Below are 23,921 nucleotides of genomic sequence, written 5' to 3'. Positions count from 1 at the left end.
GAGAAATGTAAACGCATAGATATTTATTTATCTGGATTGAGAGAGGGAGAGTATATTGAAAAAATTTGATGCGGTGGTCATCGGTGACGCCAATATCGATCTCGTTGTGGCAGGACTTACTCAAATTCCTCAGCCTGGGCAAGAGATTTTCGTTAATAATATGACGATGCATGTTGGCGGGGGAGCGGCTTTGTTCGCGATTTCACTCGCTAAGCTTGGGCTTGATGTAGCTTTTAACGGTGTTCTTGGAGATGATAGCTACGGCCATTATGTTCGAGACGAGTTCGGTCGATATGGTATCGATACCAGTTTGATAAGAACGAGTAAAACGAGTAATACCGGTATTACGATAGCGATTAATCCCGAGGCGGATCGGTCATTTATTACTTATGGGGGATCCAATATGGAGCTTCATATAAAGGATTTGGACCTGTCACAAATCGCTCAAGGGAAACATGTCCACGTAACCGGATATAGAGGAAGACGCAACCACGAAGAATTCATCGCGATGGCCAAACTACTTAAGGAGATGGGTATGACTCTTTCCTGTGATGTAGGCTGGGATGATTCCGGCGAGTGGTTTAAGGGTGTTTTCGATTTAATGACTTACTTTGATGTGTTTCTAATGAACGAAACGGAAGCTTTTCATTACACAGGCTTCGATGATATAGAAGAAAGTTTACGTTTTATGGCGAATTACTCCAATCATATTGTAGTTAAACTTGGTCCAAAAGGGGCCGCAGCCATGAAGGAGGGCCGGATAATTTATCACTCGGCTTTTCCTGCCGAGACTGTAGATACAACTGGCGCAGGGGATTCATTTAACGCTGGCTATATTTATGGATATTTGACGGGTCAACAAGTAGAAACATGCTTGCAGTACGGAAATGTTTGCGGAGCACTATCTGTCGGCGCTCACGGCGGCAGCACGGGCACACCGGACAAGGATGGGCTTGATGCCTTTATCCTTCAATTCGGAGATCATATCAAAGAACGTATGGAGGCGTAATGATGAAATTGACCTTAATCGGAGGCGGCGGGGTTCGCGCCGTGTTATTTACCAAAAGCTTAACGTTAAAAGCAGAAGATGCCGGAATTACTAAGCTTGTTCTTCATGATACGGATGAGGAGCAGCTTGCTGTTATATCCAAATTATGCCAAATCGTTATCGATCGTAGCGGAATCAATCTTCAATTGGAGACGACGACAGATAGCCGCGAAGCCATTAAGGGTGCCGATTACATTGTAACTACGGTACGTGTAGGTAAGGAATGGTCACGGTATGTAGATGAGCAGATCGCTCTAAAGCATGGCGTGATCGGTCAAGAAACGACGGGGCCAGCCGGGTTCTCGATGGCGATTCGTACGATTCCAGTTCTCATGGAATATTGCGAGATTGCTAAGGAGCTTGCGCCGCAAGCCTGGATCTTTAATTTCTCGAACCCGTCTGGACTCGTAACGCAATCCTTGCGAAATGCGGGTTACGATCGGGTGATCGGAATCTGCGATTCGCCAAGCCATACGAAGCTGAGAATGGCGGAGCAGCTAGAGATCGATCCGAAGGAGCTTGAAGTTGAATTTTTCGGACTAAATCATTTGTCATGGATGACCAAAGTGATTTACCAAGGCAAGGACATTATGGCGGAGCTTAAGAATGATCCTGATTTTACAAGTCGGGTGGACGAATTCAAAATGTTCGACAGCGATTTGCTGAAATCACTTCCTTTTCTGCCGAATGAATATTTGTACTATTACTACCACCGCGAAAAGGCCTTCGCCAATATTGTCAAATCAGGCATGACGCGCGGCCAAATGATCGCTGAGAATAATAAGGAAATGCTGGGTATCTTACGTGAGATGGATATTGAAAGCAACCCGGATGAAGCCATTCAAACCTATCTGTACTATACGCAAAAAAGGGAAGCTTCTTACATGGCGATTGAAACTAATTCGGCGTCGAAGCCAGTGTTACCGACAGATCAGCTGGAATTGCCTAACTCCCTTGGATATGCAGGTGTCATGCTGGATTTCGTGGAGTCGCTGCAAACGGGTGCGACCCATAATATTGTCCTATCCGTACCGAATGAAGGCAGTATCGAAGGGTTCGCGGACGATGACGTCGTTGAAATTTCTTGTGTTATTACGAAAGACGGAGCAAAGCCAGTTCACATCGGTTCCGTGCCAGAGGAAATGAGCCTGTTGATGAAAAATGTGAAACTGTTCGAACGGCTTACCGTTGAAGCTGTTAAACATAAGTCGCGTGATTTGGCTATCCAGGCACTCACGGTTCACCCGCTTGTTAATTCCTATTCCATTGCTAAGCTGCTTGTCGATGATTATTTGGAAGCCTATAAGGATATTCTGGGGGATTGGAAATAATGAACTTGCCTAATGCTGTCACCTCCTTGCTTGAAGAAGCGGAGATCAAGCTTGCCGGGCACCCGAAAATGCTTGCCATGTTCAAGAACTGCTACCCGAATACGCTTGAAACGACAACTAAAATCATGAACGATAATACCGCCTTTGTATTCACTGGGGATATCCCAGCGATGTGGTTAAGGGATTCCAGCGCGCAGGTAAGGCATTATATACCGCTTACGGTCGGAGATAAAGAACTGCAGGACATCGTTGCGGGCTTGATTCGCAGGCAAATCGCCTATATTCATATCGACCCTTATGCAAATGCGTTCAATGAGGAAGCGAACGATAACCGGTACGATCAGGATCTGACCGAGCTGAATCCGTGGATTTGGGAACGCAAATACGAAATTGATTCGCTCTGTTACCCGATCCAACTGTCTTATTTGTTTTGGAAGGCGACGGGACGGACGGATATGTTCGACGATTCCTTCCGGACAGCGGTTCATATCATTATCTCGCTATGGAAAACGGAACAAAGACACGCCGAACAATCTCCTTACCGGTTCGCCCGAGTAGCTTGTCCGCCAAGTGACACGCTGCGTAATAATCGGATGGGTATGCCCGTAAATTATACAGGGATGACTTGGTCTGGATTCCGGCCAAGCGACGATGCTTGTACGTTCGGCTATTTGATTCCAGCTAATATGTTTGCGGTCGTGGTACTCCGATACATCGAGGAAATTGCCCGGATCGTATGGGACGATCAGGAGTGTGTACAGTTTGCGGCGGAGCTTCGCGAAGAGATAGACTGTGGCATTCAAACCTACGGCACTTATCTTCATCCTAAGTACGGAAAGATCTATGCGTATGAAACAGACGGATTCGGCAATTACAACCTGATGGATGACGCCAATGTTCCCAGCTTGCTGTCGATTCCTTATTTGGGTTACACGACCTTTGAGGATCCAGTCTATCAGAATACGCGTAGATTTGTTCTAAGCAGTGACAATTCATACTTCTTTGAGGGGAAATATGCGAAGGGGATCGGAAGTCCGCATACACCGGCTGGCTACATTTGGCCGATCAGCCTGGCAATGCAGGCCCTTACCTCAGAGGATGAAACCGAAGTAAGTGAGCTTCTGGAGATGCTGCTGAGGACGGATGCGGATACGGGGTATATGCATGAAGGGTTTGATCCGAATTCCCCGACCGATTATACGCGCCCATGGTTCGCTTGGGCCAACAGCTTATTCGGTGAGTTGATCCACCGTCTGATGGTAAAAGGTTACTTTAATTCATAATGCCTTGACGAAGGAGAGAGTGGTCACATTGATTCACATCAATCGATATTGGGAAGACTTAAGCGTTTTGCAGGTGAACAGGGAGATTCCCCGAGCCCATTATATCCCTTATGCGGATGCGGGATCTGCGAAATCCGGTAAACGCGCGCGTTCCCCTTTTTATCAGACATTGAATGGAAGTTGGAAGTTCCAATATCATCGCAGTGTTAGGGATGTAGAAGAAGCTTTCTACGAGGAATCGGCGAATGTCAGCGCTTGGGACGAATTAATCGTTCCTTCTTGCTGGCAGGTGAATGGTTATGATCAGCTTCAATACACCAATATCAATTATCCTTTTCCTTGCGATCCTCCTTATGTACCGGATAACAACCCAGCCGGACTGTATGTGAGAGAGTTCAACCTTTCGGGTCACTGGGACAAAAAGGACAAATATATCGTCTTTGAAGGGGTTAATTCTTGCTTTTACCTATGGGTAAACGGCAAGTTTGCCGGTTACAGTCAAGGCAGCCGAGTACCTGCGGAATTCAACGTATCTTCCTTGCTCCGCGAAGGGAAAAACCGTATTGCCGTCATGGTGTTGAAATGGTGCGACGGTTCTTATCTGGAAGACCAAGATGCGTGGCGGTATTCCGGAATCTTCCGGGATGTATATTTACTTGCACGCGATTCTGTCCATGTTCGAGATGTGTTCAATAAACAAACGTTCCAAGACGGTTTCCGGAAGGTGACTCTGCTATCAGAACTGGAAACGACGGGTCAGGTTACGATCCGAGCCGAATTAAAGGATGCGGAAGGCAACATTGTGGGTACGGATGAAGCTGCTGTCGACGGAAAAGGCACGCTTCGTTTCGAGGTGACGGATCCGGTCTTGTGGAATGCCGAGAAACCGAATCTGTACCAACTCTATGTTCATAGCGGCAATGAGGTGCTTCATTTTCCAGTCGGATTCAGGCAAATAACAATTACAGATGGTGTTTTCCAGATCAATGGACAGGCGGTCAAGCTAAAAGGCGTCAATCGCCACGATTCCCATCCTGAGCTCGGACAAACGATTCCGCTGAATCATATGATCAAAGATCTCGTTCTGATGAAGAAGCATAACATCAACACGATCCGTACTTCCCATTATCCGAATGATTCCCGATTTATGGATCTATGCGACGAGTACGGTTTCTATGTCATTGATGAAGCTGACTTGGAATGCCATGGCATGGGGACGGCCAGCGAGGAATGGAATGATACGAATATCCATCTGCTTTCTCAGAAACCTGAATGGAAAGCCTCGTTTCTAGATCGGGCTATTCGTATGGTGGAACGGGATAAGAATCATCCGTCGATCGTGATGTGGTCATTGGGCAACGAATCTGGTTACGATGTTAACCATATCGCGATGGCTGAATGGACCCAATCGCGTGATGCGTCCATACCGGTTCATTATGAAGGTGCTGCTTCAAATCAAGCTAATTCCGACGTGGAGAGTCTCGATATGGTAAGCCGAATGTATGCTTCCGTGCAAGAAATTGAAACATATGCCCAGGACGAGAAACAGAAGAAGCCGCTGTTCCTGTGCGAATACAGCCATGCAATGGGGAATGGTCCAGGCGATTTGAAGGATTATTGGGATGCCATTTACAAATATCCGAAGCTCATGGGCGGCTGTGTGTGGGAGTGGTGCGATCACGGCATCAAAACCGTGTCGAAAGATGGTACGCCTTTCTTTGCTTATGGGGGCGATTTTGGAGATAAGCCTAACGACGGCAATTTCTGTATCGATGGTCTGGTTACGCCGGATAGGAAACCGCATACGGGGCTGCTGGAGCTCAAAAAGGTGATCGCACCCATTCGCATTGAAGCGCAGGATTTGCGAAAAGGTACGATCAAGGTAACGATCCTTTACGACTTCATCGATTTATCCCATTTGGGGCTTCATTGGAAGGTAGAAATGGACGGACAGATCGTCCAGCAGGGACAGCTTTCGTCTATTGATGCCGCACCGCATAGTCATCAAATGGTGACAATTCCTTATGATTTGCCGGAAACCTCAGCGGGAACCTATATGCTGACCTTATCCTGTTGGTTGAAGGAACAGATGAATTGGGCGGAAGCCGGTTACGAAATCACATTTGAACAGTTTGGATTGCCCGTGGAGCAGGTGAAAGAATCTGGTGATAGCTTACGGCAGATGTTCCCTCTTCAAACTTATCAGGAGGGAGATATCCTGATGATCGAAGGTTTTGATTTCTGCCATTCCTTTGATTTGTATAGCGGAACGATACAGAAGATGTCCAAGCAGGGAGTGAATATGCTCCAGGCTCCGGCTGGGCTTACAATTTGGCGCGCTCCAACGGATAATGACATGCATGTGAAGGAAAGATGGTTGAACGCAGGTTATGACCGAACGGCAATGAAGATCTACCGCTGTAATTGGACAAAAATTGACGAAACAACTGTTGAAATCCAGAGTGATTTCTCCCTAAGCAGTGATAGCCGGTTTACCGTCCTTCAAGGAGAAGCAATATGGAGAGTAGATGGCAATGGCGAGATTTCAGTCAAGCTGCAAGTAAAAGCGGGAGAAAAGCAGGACTATCTTCCTCGTTTTGGCCTTCAGCTTACGATGCCTCAAGGTATGGAGGAAGTCGAATACTTAGGTTTCGGACCGCATGAGAGTTATATCGACAAGCGTCAAAGCGTGAAAAAAGGCAGATACCTGATGACCGTCGATGAGATGTTTGAAGATTACATTATGCCTCAGGAAAATGGGTCCAGGTATGGAACAGAGTGGGCTATTGTTTCCAATGAGCAAGGGATGGGCATCAAGTTTTCCTCACCAGAGGATTTCTCTTTGAATGTGGCCCATTTTACGCCAGAGGATTTGACAAGAGCGGGTCATAACTACGAGCTTGAGAAGAGGAAGGAAACGATCGTCCATCTGGATTATAAGATGAGCGGGGTAGGATCCAATTCTTGTGGACCGCAGCTTCTTGAGCCATACCGTCTTGATGAGAAAGAATTCGCGTTTGAACTCCGATTAATGCCGGTGTTTAAAGAGGATGAATAGATTGCCGCAGCCGTACTCTCTTTGATTGGTCGATCAGATGTTTGAAGGAGGATTCAGGATGAGATATATGAATATCAAGGGCGTAGACAAACCCATTTCTCGATTGTTCATGGGAACGGGAGATTTGAGAAAATTGGAAGAGCCGGAACGGATGATGCTGGATGCTTACATCCGCGAAGGCGGCAATGCCTTCGATACCGCTCATCAATATCGGGGCAAAGAGCTGGTTCTCGGTCAATGGCTTGCGGAGCAGAAGAATCGGGAAAAGTTGGTCATTCTAACGAAGGGTGCTCATCACGATGACGGCAGCCCGGGTCCACGGGTAAATCCGCAAGCGATCCGCAAGGATTTAACGGAGAGTCTAGAAAGGCTGGGAACGGAGTATGTCGATCTATATGCGCTGCACCGGGACGATCCGAACGTAGCGGTCGGACCGATCATCGAGGAGCTGAATGTACACCTTGAGGCCAAGCGAATCCGGGCAATTGGAGCTTCCAACTGGTCGCATAAGCGCATCCAGGAAGCGAATGAGTACGCGGCTGCCCATAACCTCACAGGATTTTCATTCAGCAGTCCGAATCTCAGTCTTGCTAAGCCTAACGAACCCCGCTGGGAGGGCTGCGTTTCGGCAGATGAGGATACCTGCGATTGGCATTCGGTCAATCAGCTGCCATTACTGGCATGGTCCGCCCAAGCTGGTGGATTTTTCTCGGGAAATTTCACACCAGACAATCGTGCGGATGAGGAAATGGTACGCGTGTACTACAGCGAAAACAACTGGGAACGTTATCGTCGTGCCGCAAAGCTGGCTGAAGAAAAGCAGGTTACACCGATTCAAATTGCCTTATCCTACGTTCTTAATCAGTCTTTCCCGACTTGTGCAATCATTGGGCCTCGAAACCCGGAGGAGCTGGATTCCTCTATACAAGCTATGAATCTGCCGTTAACTGAGCAAGAGGTCGAATGGTTGGAGTTGAAAAGGGAGGAGCTGGCGGAATGATCCAACATAAATTGGCTGCGCAATTGTACACCTTGAGAAACGAATTGAAAAAAGATTTCCCAAGCGTACTGAGAGAGCTGAAAAAGATGGGGTGGGCGGCCGTCCAGATCGATGGGCTGCATGGAAATCCAGCGAAAGATATCGCTGCGGTTATGAAAGAACTCGGATTGCAAACGGCTGGCATGCATGTCGGTTTGGAGCGATTGAAGAATGATATGGTCGCCGTATTGGAGGAGGCTCGCCTTTTCGATACGAAGGATCTGATCTGTCACTCACTCCCTGATGGGCTGCAGAATCCAGAGGGGTATGCTAGTGTGCGTCACGATTTGCTGCAGGCAGCTTCCAGAGTCAGCGGCATGGGATACCGCGTAGGGTATCATAATCACGATTTTGAATTTCATACGACAATCGATGGGAAATTTGCCCTGGAATACTTGCTTGAAGATCCGGCTATTTATGCTGAGATTGACACCTACTGGGTAAAAAAGGCGGATCAAGATCCGCTATCCTTCATTCAAAATTATGCTTTTCGTATGCCGATCCTTCATCTGAAGGATATTACTGCAGACGAAAGAAAATATTTCGCTGAAATCGGAACTGGATCGATTGATTTCGCACCTATCCTGAAGTGGGGATTGCAAAGTGGTGTAGAATGGTTCGCTGTTGAGCAAGATTATTGTCAGGGAAACCCGATGGATAGTTTGGCGTTAAGTTATACCAATTTGCTCAAGCTAGAGAAATTGATTCATTGAAATCGATAGGAGGAGAGATTCGATATGTTTTTTACAGAATCGAAGCTGGAAGCGAGATTGCGCGAATTAAGCGAAACCCGGTATCGCGATGCGGTGCCTTTGGAGCGATTTTCAGCTACGGAAGATGAGGATGGAGCGAATGGAGCAAGACCGCCAGTTACGCAGCCTGCATTTGAACTGAAGACGGGTGAGACTTGGAAAGGGCGCGACCGCTACGTGTGGTTATCGCGCATAATTGATATTCCAAAGGAATGGGCCGACAAAACCATTTTGGGGCGCTTCGATTTCGGTGAAACGGGCGGAGGCAACAATGACGGATTCGAATCCTTATTATATTGGAACGGTTCCCCTTTTCAGGGTGTCGATTCGAACCATCAAGAAGTATTTTTACCGGAAGATGCTGCAGGCACGCAGGGGCGGATGGATATCCGCCTGTGGTCAGGACTCGAAGGAGGCGGAAAACCGCGCGAGAAGAAGCATACGGTGAATCTTGCTGAAATCTGCTGGCTGGATGAGCGGGTTGACGATTTCTACTACACTGGACGCGCTGTGCTGGAAACCATCCGCAGTCTGGATGCTAACCATCCTGAACGTACGCAGTTAGTTAAAGCGCTCGATCGTTCTTTTAAGCTGGTGGATTGGTCGAATCCGCTCTCGGAAGCCTACTATGACTCCGTATATCGTTCCCGCGAACTGCTGCTTGAGGAATTAAATCAGATGGAGAAGAAGCATCCCGTTACGATTACTTGTATTGGGCATACCCACATTGACGTGGCTTGGTTGTGGAGACTTAAGCATACTCGGGAAAAATGCGCTCGTTCGTTCTCCACGGTACTACGCCTAATGGAACGATTCCCGGACTATGTGTTTTTGCAGACGCAGCCTCAACTATACGCCTATATCAAGCAAGATTATCCTGATATTTACGAGCAAATTCTTGAGCGTGTACGTGAGGGGCGATGGGAAGTTGGCGGAGGCATGTGGCTGGAAGCCGATTGCAACCTAACCTCAGGTGAATCGCTGGTGAGACAATTTTTACATGGAACCCGATTTATTCGTGAGGAGTTCGGGGTGGAAAGCACTTATTTATGGCTTCCCGACGTATTCGGGTACAGCTGGGCGCTGCCGCAAATTTTGCTGAAATCAGGGTTCGATACGTTCATGACGACCAAAATCAGCTGGAACCAGTTCAATCGTATGCCTCACGATACCTTCAAATGGCGGGGAATTGATGGCACCGAAGTTTTGACGCATTTCATTACCACACCTGGCGACTGGGAAGAGGCTAACTCGTTCTTCTATACGTACAACGGCATGGTAACGCCAATGACGGTCAAGGGAACCTGGGATGCCTACCGTGATAAAGAAGTGAATCAAGAGCTTCTGCTGTCTTATGGGTATGGAGATGGCGGCGGCGGTGTCAATCGAGAGATGCTGGAGATGCGCCGTCGTTTGGAAGACATGCCTGGCCTGCCTAAAGTGAAAACTGGACGCGCAGACGAATACTTTGAGCGGTTACACGAAACTGTTGAAGCAACGGACCGTTATGTGCATACATGGGACGGTGAGCTGTATCTCGAATATCATCGCGGTACTTATACAAGCCAAGCCTACATCAAACGGATGAATCGTAAGCTGGAGCTTCTGTATCGTGAAACGGAATATGTCAGTGCTTTGGCTGCTTTGTTGAAATCCGATTGGAGCGTTTATCCACAGGAGATGTTAAACAAGGGTTGGACCATCATTTTACGCAATCAGTTCCATGATATCATTCCAGGTTCTTCGATTACTGAGGTCTACGAAGATAGTCGTGAGGAATATGCGGAAGCTATGTCTATAGGGACATCTGCGTGGAATGAAGCTGCAGCACGAATTGGAACACAGCAGGAAAAAGGTGCGGTAACGGTTCTGAACAGCGCCTCATGGGAACGAAGTGATCTTGTTATTATCCCTGGGGAAAAAGCTGTGATTGGCAGCGTTTGGACTGATCGGGAAGGCAACCAATTGAAATCGCAATACACGGATGGCCGCTGGATCATCGATGCACCTAAAATACCGTCTTTAGGTATGACGACGATTCACTTTACAGAACCATCTCAATCTACTGCTGCAGCTGAAGAGATTCCTTTCCAATTGAAAGGACGCACGCTAAAAACACCTCATTATGAAATCGAATGGAACGAATCCGGCCAGTTGGTCCGCGTATTCGACCTAGATAATCGCCGGAACGTGCTTGTTGCAAGCTCGCGAGGCAACGTTCTACAGGTGTTTGAAGATAAGCCGATTGATTTCGACGCTTGGGATATCGATATTTTCTACCAAGAAAAAATGCGCGAAATTACTGATCTTATATCGGTCGAGCTTGTTGAAGAGGGACCATTAGCCGCAACAGTTGCATTCAAATGGAACTTTGCGAAGTCTACGATTTCGCAATGGATGACTGTCTATGCAGACAGCCGACGCATTGATTTCCGTACCCATATCGACTGGCAGGAACGTCAGCAGCTGTTGAAGGTTGCTTTCCCGGTTGACGTGCGTTCTACGGAGGCTACTTACGATATTCAGTTCGGTAACGTTAAGCGTCCGACGCATTGGAACACGAGCTGGGATTGGGCGCGTTTTGAATCCGTCGGGCACCAATGGGCGGACTTGTCCGAACGAGGATACGGCGTAAGCTTACTGAATGATTGTAAGTATGGCTACGACATTAAGGATAACGTCATACGCTTGTCACTCATTAAATCCGCGATTCATCCGGACCCGATAGCTGATCTCGGGGAACATTCCTTTGTGTATGCTCTTCTCCCGCATGCGGGGGATTGGTATGCAGGCGGTACGGTACAGGAAGCATGGGAGCTTAATAATCCGCTGACGAGTTATGCAGGTGTTCCAACGCAAGGCACACTTTCCATGTTTGAATTCTCTGCTCCGAATGTGATGGCGGATGCAATTAAAAAAGCTGAGGATGGAGAGAGACTTGTTCTTCGTATTCATGAGTTTGCCGGGGTCCGTACTCATGTGGATATCAAGAGCGATTTTAGGATTCAATCGATGCAGGAATGTGATTTAATGGAGCGTCTAATCGGAGACGTTGAGGCTTCAAATATTGAGCTTAAGCCTTATGAAATTAAAACATTTCTTGTCACTCTCGAAGTTTAATCAACAAAAGTACGGAGCACACTACGGGCTCCGTCTTCACTTAGATAAGGCATACTTACATTTGCTCTTCTATTGACAGGACTTATGCAGTTCGTGGTAATTCCTGGTAAATTTGAGGTTTAGGTGTAACCCAAAGAAGCATGAAATAATGCGATGGCCAAAATAATCGAATAAGTCTATGGCCGCCTATATCGAGCAAAACTATAACGACCCGAATTTTACGGTCCAAAATATGGCGGATTCGTTCAACATGTCATAGCCGAAATCGGATACTGAGACGTATCGAGTTTCGTGCGCAAGCCAGCAGTATGCAGGGGAATACAGATGAGAGGGAAGATGGGCAGGCTTGTTGCTGGAAGTCAATATATGGACAACGGGCAACTCGACAGGCGTCGGTTTCGGCAAAAATGGCACCATTCGCGATTCAAGCGGCTTGTTCCGTTGCGAGACGCCGCCGGAGGGGCCGGCATTCGCGGGCAATTTCATTCAAGCCGATTATCCGGAAACATCGGGATTTTTTAATTTTGACGGCCCTATAAGAACCTCGCATTTGAGTAAAGCCGAGAACTGGAAAAATACGTGGCGCGATCTGAGATACCGGAAGCTGCGGGACATCGGCGAGCCGAAGCCCGGCGTGAGGAATTATGCGCAGTGGTTTCGGGTGTGCCGCATCGGGACGGATAAATCGCTATTCAGCGGCCGAGTCAGGATGGCTACGGATTACGGCAAGGCGTCATACCGTACCGCATCCGCTGAATTCGCGTTCGGCGTTCGCGGCAATGAGGCAGGCGGATTCAAGCCGATCTTTACTGTCGATGGCGACGGGTTTAACGGAACGAGCGATGCGTATGCCAAATTTGCTGTCTACGCAGATGATCTTGACGCTTGATACGGCGAGGCGGATGACCAACCACTTTGCGGGCTGGGGAACCGAGTAGGTGTCAAGGCAGCAGTGTGTGCAATTCCGGATTGGCGGCCGGAGCGCGATTCCGTTATGCCCCCGTCAATCGGCTGAATTCCGGCTCACTGCCGCACAAGCTGAGACCGAGACCACAAATAATTAAGCCGTTTCATCGGATAATCCTCCTTAATTAGGAAAATCTAAGCCTATCGTCATTTCTACAGGCGAAAGATTCCTTTTGACGAGGAGTGAAGGCAGCTCATGTTTCGAGGCAAAAGTAAGCAAATCTGGATAGCGCTGATCTGTGCGTTCATGCTGTTTGCGTCGTCTACGACGGCGTATGCGTTCGGCAAAGGCTCCAAAGGCCCTGATGTATATGCCGTACAGGGGATGTTGAAATCGCTGGGCTTCTACGGCGGTCCCATAACCGGCTATTACGGCAATCAGACGCGGGCCGGCGTCAAAGCTTTTCAGGAAAAATACGGACTCCCCGTCACCGGCAGCGTGGACGACCGGACGCTGGAATCGATCCTTTGGGCGTACGGCAAGTTGAAAATAACGAAAAACCCCGCTTCGCCCTCTCCGCCGCCGCCAAGTCCAAAGCCGGTGCCTGAACCGTCGCCAAGTCCGAAGCCCAAGCCGGTGCCCGAACCGCCCCCGCCGCCGCCAAGTCCAAAGCCGGTGCCCGAACCGTCCCCGTCTCCCGCGGCACCCGCTTTGCCGGCTTTGACCGTGGAAGAGCAGCAGATGGTCGATCTGCTCAACAAGGAACGGACCAAAGCGGGTCTCGCACCGCTTGCCGTAGATACCGAACTGACGCGGGCGGCGCGCCTGAAAAGCCAGGACATGGTCGACCGCAACTATTTTGCTCACAACTCGCCAATCCTCGGCACGCCGTTTGACATGCTGAAGAAGCTCAATATCAAATACAGTACGGCGGCCGAAAACATCGCATGCAACAAAGATGCAACGGCAGCGCATGAGGCTATGATAGACTCCCAGCCTTATCACGCCAACATGCTCAACCGGAGCTTCAAGCAAATCGGCATCGGCGTTATGAACGGCGGCCCGTGCGGCAAAATGTTCACGCAGCTGTTTATAGAAAAGTAGCGCTAACTACTCCCCCACTTTTTGCAGCCTACGGAGCGCAAGGAGTGGGGTTTGTTGTCCAGGAAGTGCATGGAAAGTTATTCAGCCGGGGAAGTGCAAGTTGTTCGAAGGAGAGCAAAGAGTGGGTTTTGCTGCCGGGAGAGGTGCAAGGGTGGGTTTTGTTGTCTGGAGGAGCGCAAGGAGTGGGAAATTAGTGCCTGTAGTTCGCGTGCGTGCAGAAAATCTGCAAAAATCAAGCTACTCAGAGACCCTGCACCAGAGCTGGTCGCACAATCTGCCTGGTTGCGTGAAGAAAAAACCTGCAAAAGTACAGTTTTTGCTCGATGGATGCGCTGACTACAACAAATTCCTGCAAATGTGCAGGTTTTTCGCCGCGGATATGGGATCGGGCTCATTTCGAGCAAAAATTCCTGCACAATTGCAGGCTTTTCGCTAAAATGAGCCATTTTTAAGGAAAAAACCTGCACAATCGCAGGCTTTTCCGTGCTAAGCGGCCTAGTGCCCTCTGCTTAAGCGCCTCAACCTGTTGCCTGCCTGGTTGCGTGAAGAAAAAACCTGCAAAAGTACAGTTTTTGCTCGATGGATGCGCTGGCTACAACAAATTCCTGCAATTGTGCAGGTTTTTCGCCGCGGATATGGGATCGGGCTCATTTCGAGCAAAAATTCCTGCACAATTGCAGGCTTTTCGCTAAAATGAGCCGCATACACGGAAAAAGCCTGCACTTTTGCAGGCTTGCGTGCTGACGATCCGCCGTTGACCTGCGCGGTGTTTCGGCCGTTGCCGACAATCCCGCCGTGGACGCCCCGCGGTCCTTCGCCCCGCTGGCGATCCGCCGTGGACGCCCCGCGGTCCTTCGCCCCGTGCCGGCGATCCGCTGTCGACGCCCCGCGGTCCTTCGCCCCGTGCTGGCGTGCCGCCGTGGACGCCCCGCGGTCCTTCGCCCCGTGCTGGCGAGCCGCCGTGGACGCAGCGCGGCCTTTCGCCCCGTGCTGGCGAGCCGCCGTGGACACAGCGCGGCCTTTCGCCCCGCAGCGGGCAAGCCGCGCGTGACCGGTCCGAGCCTCGGACCGGTAAAAAAGGGCTGCCACAAACGGCAGCCCCCTTTACATGGCCGTAACCGCGCTTATCGCTTCCGACCATTCCGTATATTTCCGCAGCGCCGTTCCTTGTTCGATGGCGTGGCGGGCCAAGTAAATGCCTTCTTCGATGGAGCCGGCATGCCCGGCGATCCAGAGCCGCACGGCGCTGTTCAGCAGCACCATGTTCAGGTAAGGCAGCTCGGCTTCGCCGCGCAGCACGGCGAGGGCGGTTTGGCCTTGCAGCTCCGCCGTCCATTCGACTTCGGGCACTTCCACCATCAGCTCGAAAATTTCCGGATCGACGATGAACAGTTCGCTCGCCCCGTCCCGAATCAGGTAGGTCCGGGTCCGCTTGTCGACGGCCAAGTCTTCCGAACCTTCCATGCCTTGAACGACGATGCCGCGGGTGACGCCCAGATCGATCAGCATATTCGTAATTTTCTCAAAAACGGTGCCGTGAAAAACGCCGACAGCCATGTAAGGCGCTTCCGTAAAACGCAGCAGCTTTTCCGCCGTGTTGAACACGGTGCGCAGGCCGAGCTCCTGGCGCAGGCTGCGCAGCTCGCCGAGCGGCGGGCACCAGCTTTCCGTGGGCACGAACAGGAAGCCGCTGCGTTCTGCGGCCGCAATGAGCGCCTCACGCGAGGCGTGCGCCACCGGGATTTTCAGATCGTGCAGCACGTCCGGCAATGTAATGCCCCATTTGGGCGGCATGGTGGAGGTGCCGTGCAGCGTGCTTGGCAGCCCGCAGGCCGCCAGCACGAACGCCGTAGGGAATGTCGCGATGAATGTGCGCGTGCGGCCGTCGTACGGCCCTGCGCAATCGAAGCTTCCCTGCACAGGATAAGTGCTGCTGCGCTTGCGCAGGGCGTCAATGAACGCTCTCAGCTCTTCCGGCGATTCCATCTTGATCCGCTCCGCCACGAGAAAAGCTCCGATTTGAGCCGGCGTGGCAGCTCCGGTCAATATTTGCTCCGCTGCATTCAGCGCTTCTTCATAAGTAAGATCTCTCGCGCCGCGTTTGCCGCGGCCAACTTCTTTTATCAGGGAAATCATCGTTTACGCCCTCCTTTATTCTCATCCTGCAGCAGTTGATACACTTTGACGATGGAGGTGGCAACGTCTACCATCCGCTTGCGTTCGTTCATAGCCTGCTTGCGCAAAAACTCGTAAGCCTCGGCTTCGGAAATATGCTTGATCTCGCATAAGATCCGCTTGGCCTGATCGATCCATTTGCGCTCCTCCAAACGGGACAAAAGCTGTTCCCGCTCCTGCTGCCACTCCGTCCGCTGAAAATAATGATTGACTCCGAGCAGCAGGGCGCAGTGAACTTCCAAAGCGTTCATCGTCGGGCCGATCAGCCCGTCAATGCCTGCGTCCATTTTGCATTCGTTGCTCGGAAACGTGTGAGGATCGCACCACCAAAAGATCGGGAGGCTGCGCTCCGCATGGGCCCGCAACCGCCAGGGCGCCACCTGGTCGGGGCTTACGGACAGCAGAACCGCATCGGCTTTTCCTATTATGAAAGTTAACTCTTTGGTTGTGGAGGCCGCATAGACACGAAATCCCATATCTTTCAGCATGGATTCGGGCAATGATTCCCTGGCAAGCTCGGTCGGGTCATTCCGCGAATACGAAGACGAAGTGGAGGAGGCTGTGCGAGTCGGTTTCAACTCGTCGATCAGTATAAATGTTTGCAGCATTTGAACACTCTCCATCATGGTTTAGCTTCAAGGAAATGACATATTCATGTTAGGTTATATCGGCGAATGTAATTTAATATACCAAATAATATAGCATAGCCCCTTAATTTTTGTCGATAAAATCCGCTTCAAATCCTTTTCAGAAAATTTATGTTAAGTTTATTGACATAACCTAAAATGAATACTATAATAACATCATGAACCCGCAAGGTTACGGACACAATGGTGTGTCGGTCCCAAAAGGCAATGGCGCCTATCCCTTACAAATACGTAATAGGATAGGCTTTTTATGTTCTCTTATGTGAAAAATGATTACATGTCAGTCACAGCGACGTGGCTGCAGTGGCAAAGAAGCCGATGAACGTTCCGCATTTCTGCGGTTACGTCTGTCGGCTTTTTCTACTGCTGTCAACTACGGCAATCGCGCAGGGAGAACAAGCAGGCAAGTTCGGATAGGAAGCAGCATATAAGGCAATATGCCGTATACAAAGGAGAGGGTACTGTATGGTCGATCGGAAAAGTTTTTTGCAAAGCGGGCACAAAGGGTCTCTGTTCAGCGCATTCATGTATTTTGACATGAGCTTCATGATTTGGGTCATGCTCGGTCCGCTGGCCGTATTGATCGCCAAAGATTTTAATCTGGACGCCGCGCAAAAGGCGAACCTGGTCGCGCTGCCTGCGCTCGGAGGCTCTATTCTCAGAGTGGTGCTCGGATATTTGACCGACAGAATCGGTCCGAAAAAGACGGGAATGATCGGCATGCTGCTGACGGTCGTTCCGCTGGTATTCGGGTGGCAATTTGCGAATTCGCTCAGCGATATGTACTTCGTAGCGTTGATGCTCGGCATTGCGGGGGCCAGCTTTGCGGCCGCTCTGCCGCTGGCCAGCAGATGGTATCCGCCGGAATATCAAGGGCTTGCGCTGGGAATTGCGGGCGCCGGCAACAGCGGAACGATCTTCAGCACGCTGTTCGCCAACCGTCTGGCGCAGCATTATGGCGACTGGCACGTCGTATTCGGCCTGGCTTTGATCCCGCTGGTCATTGTATTTATCATTTTTCTGTTCACGGCCAAAGACAGTCCGACGCAGCCTGCCCCGGCCAAACTCGCCGACTACGGACGCGTGCTGAAGCAGAGGGATACCTGGTTGTTCTGCATCCTTTATATGGTGACGTTCGGCGGTTTTTCCGGTATGGCCAACTATTTGACGATTTTCTTCAACACGCAGTACCAGTTGAATCCTGTCGCCGCTGCGGATTTTGCCACCATTTGCATTATTGCGGGCAGCTTTTTCCGCCCGATCGGCGGCTGGCTCTCCGATAAAATGGGCGGTATCCGGATGCTGATGACTTTGTACGGGGGAATCGGTTTGATGTTGGCTGCCGTCTCGACGCTTCCTGCGCTTGGCCTTACGACGGTGCTTCTGTTCATCGGGATGATGTGCATGGGGATGGGCAACGGGGCCGTGTTCCAGCTCGTTCCGCAGCGGTTCAGCAACGAAGTCGGCATGATTACGGGCGTCGTCGGCGCAGCCGGCGGATTGGGCGGATATTTTCTCCCCAAAATTCTCGGCAACCTGAAGCTTTCCACAGGCTCCTTCACTCCGGGCTTCCTGGTGCTGAGCGGCATTGCGATCTGCTGCATCCTGATCATCGCCATCGTTCAAGGCCAGTGGAAGCGCTCCTGGATCGGCGAGGGCGGCAAAGTGAAGTCCGCACCGACAAGCAGCGTTCACGCTTAAAATTACAGGTTCGGCTGCCGGCCTCAGGGCCGGCGGCAGCAACGAACCGCGTAAAAGCTTTGCTCGTGCAGCTTGAGACTGCCGCCTGCCGGCCTACTGCCCCCTGCTGCAGGCTGCAGGAGCAAAGACGTTTACGACCACTCGTCTTTGGTAGTTCGAATCGAACTACTCCAGGAGTCGGTCCGACGAAAGTATCATCGGGCCGGCTCCAAGCTCCATATCCCAACTTTTGTCATTCGGGAGCAGTCGATTTTCAAAGCGGTTATGCGCTCCCCGCTCCCGGGTGGCCCTTTTTCCCAGAAGGATATGGATCATACACGCAGGGATATAGAGTTTGATCATTTGGAGAGGATGATTTGTAATGGTACAGAAAGAGAAGCTTGTATTGGTCGGGAATGGGATGGCTGGAGTAAATGCGATTGAGCACCTGTTGAAACTGGCGCCGGGCAAATATGAGGTGACGATTTTCGGCAGCGAGCCTTATCCGAACTACAACAGAATTATGCTGTCTTACGTTCTATCGGGAGATTCCAAAGTGGATGATATCGTCATTCATCCGTTTGAATGGTACGCCTCCCATGGAATTACTTTATATACGAATCAAACCGTTACCGGAATCGACACAACCGCCCAAACCGTCACAAGCGATAAAGGGGTTACGGTATCTTACGATAAATTGATATTGGCTACCGGCTCGAATCCGTTTATGATCCCGCTGCCGGGTGCTGATAAAGAAGGCGTCATGGCTTACAGGACGATTCGCGATTGCGAAGTGATGATCGATTCGGCCAAAAAGTACAAGAAGGCCGTCGTCATCGGCGGCGGACTGCTCGGTCTTGAGGCGGCCCGGGGCTTCCTGAATCTGGGCATGCAGGTCGATGTCGTTCATATTGTCGACACGATCATGGAGCGGCAGCTCGACCGCCCGGCATCGAAGATGCTGCAGACGGCGCTGGAAGAGCAGGGCATGAATTTCCTTCTCGACAAGCAATCGGTGGAAATTATCGGAGACAAGCGCGTCAAGGGCTTGAAATTCAAGGACGGTTCCGTCGCCGACGCCGATCTGATCGTCATGGCCGTGGGCATTCGGCCGAACGTGCAGCTGGCGAAAGATGCGGGCCTCGAATGCAACCCGGGCATTGTGGTCAACGATTATTTGCAAACGAGCGTACCGAACGTATACGCAGTCGGCGAGTGCGCCATGCACCGGGGCATCGCTTACGGTCTCGTAGCCCCGTTGTACGAGCAGGGGGCCGTTCTCGCCAAACATTTGGCCGGGGTGGAAACGGGGCCTTATGAGGGCTCGGTCGTATACACGAAGCTTAAAGTTTCCGGCGTTGACGTATTTTCCGGGGGTAAGTTCATGGATGCCGAAGGGACGAAAGCGATCCGCATTCACGACGAATTTTCCGGCATTTATAAGAAAGTCGTCGTCCAGGACAACAAAATTATCGGCGCAGTCTTGTTCGGAGATACTTCCGACGGCACGCGGTTGATGCAAATGATCCGTGAGGGCACCGACGTCAGCGGCATGGAAAAAACGTCCATTCTGAAAGACCCTGCAAGCGGCGGAACAGGCTCGGCGGTTGCGGATATGAGTGACGATACGATTATTTGCGGGTGCAACGGCGTCACCAAAGGAACGATATGCTCGGCAATCAGGGAGCAGGGCTTGACCAGCGTGGAAGAGGTCAAAAACTGCACGACGGCGTCGCGCTCCTGCGGCGGCTGCAAGCCTTTGGTCAGCGATTTGCTGGCTCTTACACTGGGCGATTCTTACGACAAAAACGCGGCAAAAGAAACGATTTGCAGCTGCACCGACCACTCCCGCGATGAGGTAGTGGAAGCGATCCGCGCCAAAGGGCTTACTCATGTGCGCGAAGTGATGAACGTGCTCGGCTGGAAAAACGAAGAAGGCTGCTCCAAATGCCGTCCTGCCCTGAACTACTACCTGGGCATGGTGAATCCGGAAACGTACCGCGACGACAGCACGTCCCGTTTTGTCAACGAGCGGATGCATGCGAATATTCAAAAAGACGGCACCTACTCCGTCGTTCCCCGGATGTACGGCGGCGTGACGAATCCTGCGGAGCTGAAACGGATCGCCGAAGTGGCGGAGAAATTCAACGTGCCGACGGTGAAATTGACGGGCGGACAGCGGATCGACCTGCTGGGCGTGAAAAAAGAAGATCTTACTGCGATGTGGGAAGAGCTCGATATGCCGTCAGGCTATGCTTACGGTAAAGCGCTGCGCACCGTGAAAACGTGCGTGGGCGAGGAATTTTGCCGCTTCGGCACGGGCGATTCGATGGGTGTGGGGATCGCCATGGAACAACGTTTCGAGCGGCTGAATACGCCGGCGAAAGTGAAAATGGCCGTATCCGGCTGCCCGCGCAACTGTGCGGAATCCGGCATCAAGGATTTGGGCGTCGTGTCGGTTGACGGCGGTTGGGAGCTGTATGCCGGAGGCAACGGCGGCGTGAAAGTCCGCGTCGGCGATCTGCTCACGACCGTGAAGACCGAGCAGGAAATTATCGAATATACGGAAGCTTATTTGCAATATTACCGCGAAACGGGCAAATACGGGGAGCGGACGAGCGAGTGGGTGCACCGTCTGGGCATCGATCATATTCGCGACGTCGTGCAGGATGAGGCCAAACGTCAAGAATTGTGCGCGAGAATGGATGTCGCCTTGTCCGTGACGAAAGATCCTTGGAGAACGGCGATCGACAGCAAAAAAATCCGGCAAGATCTGTATGAAGTGGTCGATTTGAAATAGAAAAATACGGTTTCCGTGGGAGGAGAGCATGAACATGAACGTAATAGAAGAACAAATGGTATGGGTGAAAGCCGTATCTTATGAAGAATTGGCCGTGAATACCGGCAAAACGATCCGTTATCGAAACGAGGAAGTGGCTTTGTTCAAGCTGAGCAGCGGAAAGCTGCATGCGATTCAAAACCGCTGCCCGCACAAAGACGGGGTGTTGGCCGAAGGGATTGTGTGCGACGAGCACGTCTTCTGCCCGATGCATGACCGGAAAATCCATTTGCCCTCCGGACTGGTACAGCTTCCCGACACAGGCTGCGTACGGACGTATTCGACGAAAATTCAGGACGGCATGGTGTATATCGGCTTTCCGAAAGCGGAAGAGCTGGCCAGCTGATTGCGATTTTCCAAGCAGGGGGGTGAGGCGCCGTGCAAGCAGCGCTGACGGTATTGCCGAAAGAACAAACCTCCTCCCACTGCTGCTTTTGCAGTATGCAGTGCGGATTGGAGCTGGTGCCCGGGGACAAAAGCCCGGGCGTCGCGATCAAACCTAGCCCGACCTTTCCCGTAGCTACAGGCCGGCTGTGCCAAAAAGGGCTGAACGCGCTGGACCACGTGCTCCATCCCGAGCGCATTACGGAGCCGCTGGCGCGGGCACGGGCCGGGCAGGGGAATTGGCAGGCTGTGCCATGGAGCGCAGCGCTGCCGCAGATTGCGGAGCGAATCAAGGAGCTGCAAGCCGCGTACGGGCGGGATGCCGTCGCCGTCTACGGCGGCGGTTCGCTGACCAATGAGGTCAGCTATTTGCTCGGCAAATTCACCCGCGTGGCGCTGCGCTCCAAATATATCGATTACAACGGCCGATACTGTATGTCTTCCGCAGCGGCGGCAAGCAATCAGGCGTTCGGGTTGGACCGCGGCATGACGATGCCGCTTTCCGAGATTCCGAATGCGAAGTACATCATTTTGGCCGGGACGAACATCGCCGAATGCCAGCCGACCATGATGCCGTATTTGCTGGATGCCAAAAAGAAAGGCGCAACGATCGTCACGATCGATCCCCGCAATACGATGACCTCGAAGGTGGCGGACATTCACGTCCGCCTGCAGCCGGGGTTTGACTCGGTATTTGTCAACGGACTGCTGCACGTCATCGTCAGCGAAAAGCTGCATGCGGATGCTTTCGTCCGGGACCGCACAGCCGGCTTCGAGCAGCTCTCCGAAGCGGTAAAAGCCTTCACTCCTGCTCGTGTGGAGGAGCTGACAGGCGTACTCGAGGGCGTCGTGCGGACGATCGCCCGCGGCTTTGCCAAAGCGGAGACCGGCATCGTGCTGACGGCCCGCGGTTTGGAGCAGCAGGTGAACGGTGTGGAGAACACGCTCAACTATATCAATCTGGCGCTAGTGACCGGCAAGATCGGGCGCAAAGGCTGCGGTTACGGGGCCGTAACCGGGCAGGCGAACGGCCAGGGCGGGCGCGAGCACGGCCAGAAGGCCGACCAGCTTCCCGGATACCGCCTGATCGAGGACCCCGCAGCCCGGGAGCATGTCGCCCGGGTATGGGGGATCGATCCCGGCGAGCTGCCGGGAAAGGGCGTCTCCGCCTACGAGCTGCTGCAAAAAGCCGACGAAGGCGAGATCAAGGCGCTCATCGTGCTCGGCTCGAACCCGATCGTCTCCAGCCCGAACAGCGCTATGGTGGAGCGGGCTTTGCAGAAGCTGGAGCTGCTGGTCGTAGTCGATATGTTCGAGACGGAAACGGCCAAGTACGCGGATTATCTTCTTCCCGGATCTTCTTTTCTCGAAGGGGAAGGGACGCTGACGAACCTCGAAGGCCGGGTGTTTCATCGCGGCAAGGCGCTGGAGCTGCCGGGAAACAGCAAGCTGGATTATCAAATCATTTGCGAGCTGGCGGAGGAACTCGGAAGAGGAGCTTATTTCAGGTATGCCGGAATTGAGGACGTATTTGACGAACTGACCCGGGCGTCCGCGGGAGGCAAGGCCGATTACAGCGGCATAACGTATGCCCGCCTGAAGGAGCAGAACGGTTTATTCTGGCCTTGCCCGTCCAAGGAACATCCGGGAACGCCGTATTTGTTCGAAGACGGCTTCTACCATGCGGACGGGAAGGCCCGAATGTTCGGCATCGTACCCAAAATGCCCGCCGAGCCGATCGATGCGGAGTATCCGTTCGTGCTGACGACCGGACGGCTGTCCAATCATTATTTAAGCGGCGCGCAGACGCGGCGGACCGAAGGATTGAACAAAAAAATGCCGGTGCCTGTGGCGGAAATCCATCCGTGGCTGGCCGGCAAAATCGGACTCGGCATCGGCGGCAAAATCCGCATCACGAGCCGCAGAGGCTCGATCGCGCTGCAGGTGAAGGTGACGGAAGGGATTCAGCCGAGGACGGTGTTCGTGCCGTTCCATTGGGGCGACGAACTTTCCGTCAACAAGCTGACGGTCGGCGCGCTCGATCCGACGAGCCGGATGCCGGAATTCAAAATTTGCGCGGTCAAAGTGGAACGCGCCGAATAAAAAAGGACTGCACGACAAGCGGTATGCCGCCGCTTGTCTGCGGTCCTTTTTTTGCGGCCCGGCCGTGGAGAAAGCCTGCAAAAATACATCAATTTGCGCTCTCCATCCGCTGGTCGCGAACAATTCCTGCAAAAGCGCAGGCTTTTCACCGAACACATAGTCTCGTGCTCACTTTCAACGAAAATTCCTGCACTCTCGCAGGATTTTCGCCAATACAAGCCGATTCCAGAGGGAAAACCTGCACTTTCGCAGGTTTTCTCCCTAGCAAGCTGCTTCCTGCCCAGTTGTGCGGTTCGCGACCTGCACGGGGAGAGGCGTACGCCCGGAAAAACGGTTGTCCTCCAAATTATCCACACTCGCTCCCCTAGCCCTTACAGAGTGTCGCGACTTGCTCGGGCAGCCTGACAATCGCAGGTTTTCCCGTCGGCCCGGCGTGCCGGTTTTTTTGCAG

17 protein-coding genes are annotated in these 23,921 nt (G+C 51.8%); 14 read left to right on the top strand and 3 right to left on the bottom strand.

Annotation, left to right across the window (positions count from 1 at the left end):
• Positions 1 to 55 precede the first annotated feature (55 nt).
• From AC0LWT_RS07585 to AC0LWT_RS07540, 10 genes are all read left to right on the top strand, one after another.
• On the top strand, positions 56 to 1,009 hold the full coding sequence (locus AC0LWT_RS07585; protein WP_474680619.1) for a carbohydrate kinase family protein: 954 nt from the start codon (positions 56 to 58) through the stop codon (positions 1,007 to 1,009).
• Complete coding sequence (locus AC0LWT_RS07580) at positions 1,009 to 2,379, top strand: family 4 glycosyl hydrolase (protein ID WP_474680618.1); 1,371 nt, start codon at positions 1,009 to 1,011, stop codon at positions 2,377 to 2,379. Before AC0LWT_RS07585 ends, AC0LWT_RS07580 begins: the two co-directional genes overlap by 1 nt.
• Positions 2,379 to 3,662, top strand: coding sequence for a glycoside hydrolase family 125 protein (locus AC0LWT_RS07575; protein ID WP_474680617.1), 1,284 nt, complete (start codon positions 2,379 to 2,381; stop codon positions 3,660 to 3,662). The genes AC0LWT_RS07580 and AC0LWT_RS07575 overlap by 1 nt, the downstream gene beginning before the upstream one ends.
• 19 nt (positions 3,663 to 3,681) lie before the next feature.
• Positions 3,682 to 6,720, top strand: a complete 3,039-nt coding sequence (locus tag AC0LWT_RS07570; RefSeq protein WP_474680616.1) for a glycoside hydrolase family 2 TIM barrel-domain containing protein — start codon at positions 3,682 to 3,684, stop codon at positions 6,718 to 6,720.
• 58 nt (positions 6,721 to 6,778) lie between these two features.
• The gene (locus AC0LWT_RS07565) at positions 6,779 to 7,720 is read left to right on the top strand and encodes an aldo/keto reductase (RefSeq protein ID WP_474680615.1); all 942 of its coding nucleotides are present in this window, start codon (positions 6,779 to 6,781) and stop codon (positions 7,718 to 7,720) included.
• Positions 7,717 to 8,472, top strand: coding sequence for a sugar phosphate isomerase/epimerase family protein (locus AC0LWT_RS07560; RefSeq protein WP_474680614.1), 756 nt, complete (start codon positions 7,717 to 7,719; stop codon positions 8,470 to 8,472). The genes AC0LWT_RS07565 and AC0LWT_RS07560 overlap by 4 nt, the downstream gene beginning before the upstream one ends.
• 24 nt (positions 8,473 to 8,496) lie before the next feature.
• The gene (locus AC0LWT_RS07555) at positions 8,497 to 11,631 is read left to right on the top strand and encodes an alpha-mannosidase (RefSeq protein ID WP_474680613.1); all 3,135 of its coding nucleotides are present in this window, start codon (positions 8,497 to 8,499) and stop codon (positions 11,629 to 11,631) included.
• Positions 11,632 to 11,977: 346 nt separating this feature from the next.
• Positions 11,978 to 12,520, top strand: a complete 543-nt coding sequence (locus tag AC0LWT_RS07550) for a hypothetical protein (RefSeq protein WP_474680612.1) — start codon at positions 11,978 to 11,980, stop codon at positions 12,518 to 12,520.
• Between the two features lie 273 nt (positions 12,521 to 12,793).
• Positions 12,794 to 13,642 carry a peptidoglycan-binding protein gene (locus AC0LWT_RS07545; protein ID WP_474680611.1) on the top strand — a complete coding sequence of 283 codons (849 nt, stop codon included), beginning with the start codon at positions 12,794 to 12,796 and terminating at the stop codon, positions 13,640 to 13,642.
• Between the two features lie 100 nt (positions 13,643 to 13,742).
• On the top strand, positions 13,743 to 14,078 hold the full coding sequence (locus AC0LWT_RS07540) for a hypothetical protein (RefSeq protein ID WP_474680610.1): 336 nt from the start codon (positions 13,743 to 13,745) through the stop codon (positions 14,076 to 14,078).
• Between the two features lie 59 nt (positions 14,079 to 14,137).
• Here the strand turns inward: AC0LWT_RS07540 and AC0LWT_RS07535 are convergent, their stop codons facing one another.
• The 3 genes from AC0LWT_RS07535 to AC0LWT_RS07525 are packed head-to-tail and all read right to left on the bottom strand — an operon-like array spanning position 14,138 to position 16,425.
• Positions 14,138 to 14,731 carry a hypothetical protein gene (locus AC0LWT_RS07535; protein ID WP_474680609.1) on the bottom strand — a complete coding sequence of 198 codons (594 nt, stop codon included), beginning with the start codon at positions 14,729 to 14,731 and terminating at the stop codon, positions 14,138 to 14,140.
• 15 nt (positions 14,732 to 14,746) lie between these two features.
• Positions 14,747 to 15,778, bottom strand: a complete 1,032-nt coding sequence (locus AC0LWT_RS07530) for an anthranilate phosphoribosyltransferase (RefSeq protein WP_474680608.1) — start codon at positions 15,776 to 15,778, stop codon at positions 14,747 to 14,749.
• The gene (locus AC0LWT_RS07525; RefSeq protein ID WP_474680607.1) at positions 15,775 to 16,425 is read right to left on the bottom strand and encodes an ANTAR domain-containing response regulator; all 651 of its coding nucleotides are present in this window, start codon (positions 16,423 to 16,425) and stop codon (positions 15,775 to 15,777) included. Before AC0LWT_RS07525 ends, AC0LWT_RS07530 begins: the two co-directional genes overlap by 4 nt.
• Positions 16,426 to 16,929: 504 nt before the next feature.
• Here AC0LWT_RS07525 and AC0LWT_RS07520 point away from each other — a divergent pair.
• The 4 genes from AC0LWT_RS07520 to AC0LWT_RS07505 all read left to right on the top strand — a co-directional run bounded on the left by AC0LWT_RS07520 (position 16,930) and on the right by AC0LWT_RS07505 (position 23,470).
• Entirely contained in the window at positions 16,930 to 18,165 is a 1,236-nt protein-coding gene (locus AC0LWT_RS07520; RefSeq protein ID WP_474680606.1) for a nitrate/nitrite transporter, read from the top strand.
• A gap of 361 nt (positions 18,166 to 18,526) precedes the next feature.
• On the top strand, positions 18,527 to 20,944 hold the full coding sequence (nirB, locus tag AC0LWT_RS07515; protein ID WP_474680605.1) for a nitrite reductase large subunit NirB: 2,418 nt from the start codon (positions 18,527 to 18,529) through the stop codon (positions 20,942 to 20,944).
• Positions 20,945 to 20,978: 34 nt separating this feature from the next.
• Positions 20,979 to 21,329 (top strand): nitrite reductase small subunit NirD, encoded by a 351-nt coding sequence (gene nirD, locus AC0LWT_RS07510; protein WP_474680604.1) that lies wholly within the window; start codon positions 20,979 to 20,981, stop codon positions 21,327 to 21,329.
• 32 nt (positions 21,330 to 21,361) lie between these two features.
• A complete protein-coding gene (locus tag AC0LWT_RS07505) occupies positions 21,362 to 23,470 on the top strand; it encodes a molybdopterin oxidoreductase family protein (protein ID WP_474680603.1) in 2,109 nt (702 codons plus the stop codon).
• The last annotated feature ends 451 nt before the right edge of the window (positions 23,471 to 23,921 follow it).

The organism is Paenibacillus sp. sgz302164 (assembly GCF_056120505.1).
Note: the sequence above shows the minus strand (reverse complement) of the source record. Positions and strands in the feature narration are given on the sequence as shown.

Excerpts from the sequence above, each read along its gene's own strand:
- AC0LWT_RS07560 (WP_474680614.1), top strand. The coding sequence starts at position 7,717 with ATGATCCAACATAAATTGGCTGCGCAATTGTACACCTTGAGAAACGAA.
- nirB (WP_474680605.1), top strand. The coding sequence starts at position 18,527 with ATGGTACAGAAAGAGAAGCTTGTATTGGTCGGGAATGGGATGGCTGGA.
- AC0LWT_RS07530 (WP_474680608.1), bottom strand. The coding sequence starts at position 15,778 with ATGATTTCCCTGATAAAAGAAGTTGGCCGCGGCAAACGCGGCGCGAGA.
- AC0LWT_RS07580 (WP_474680618.1), top strand. The coding sequence starts at position 1,009 with ATGATGAAATTGACCTTAATCGGAGGCGGCGGGGTTCGCGCCGTGTTA.
- AC0LWT_RS07575 (WP_474680617.1), top strand. The coding sequence starts at position 2,379 with ATGAACTTGCCTAATGCTGTCACCTCCTTGCTTGAAGAAGCGGAGATC.
- AC0LWT_RS07545 (WP_474680611.1), top strand. The coding sequence starts at position 12,794 with ATGTTTCGAGGCAAAAGTAAGCAAATCTGGATAGCGCTGATCTGTGCG.
- nirD (WP_474680604.1), top strand. The coding sequence starts at position 20,979 with ATGAACGTAATAGAAGAACAAATGGTATGGGTGAAAGCCGTATCTTAT.
- AC0LWT_RS07555 (WP_474680613.1), top strand. The coding sequence starts at position 8,497 with ATGTTTTTTACAGAATCGAAGCTGGAAGCGAGATTGCGCGAATTAAGC.
- AC0LWT_RS07520 (WP_474680606.1), top strand. The coding sequence starts at position 16,930 with ATGGTCGATCGGAAAAGTTTTTTGCAAAGCGGGCACAAAGGGTCTCTG.
- AC0LWT_RS07525 (WP_474680607.1), bottom strand. The coding sequence starts at position 16,425 with ATGCTGCAAACATTTATACTGATCGACGAGTTGAAACCGACTCGCACA.
- AC0LWT_RS07565 (WP_474680615.1), top strand. The coding sequence starts at position 6,779 with ATGAGATATATGAATATCAAGGGCGTAGACAAACCCATTTCTCGATTG.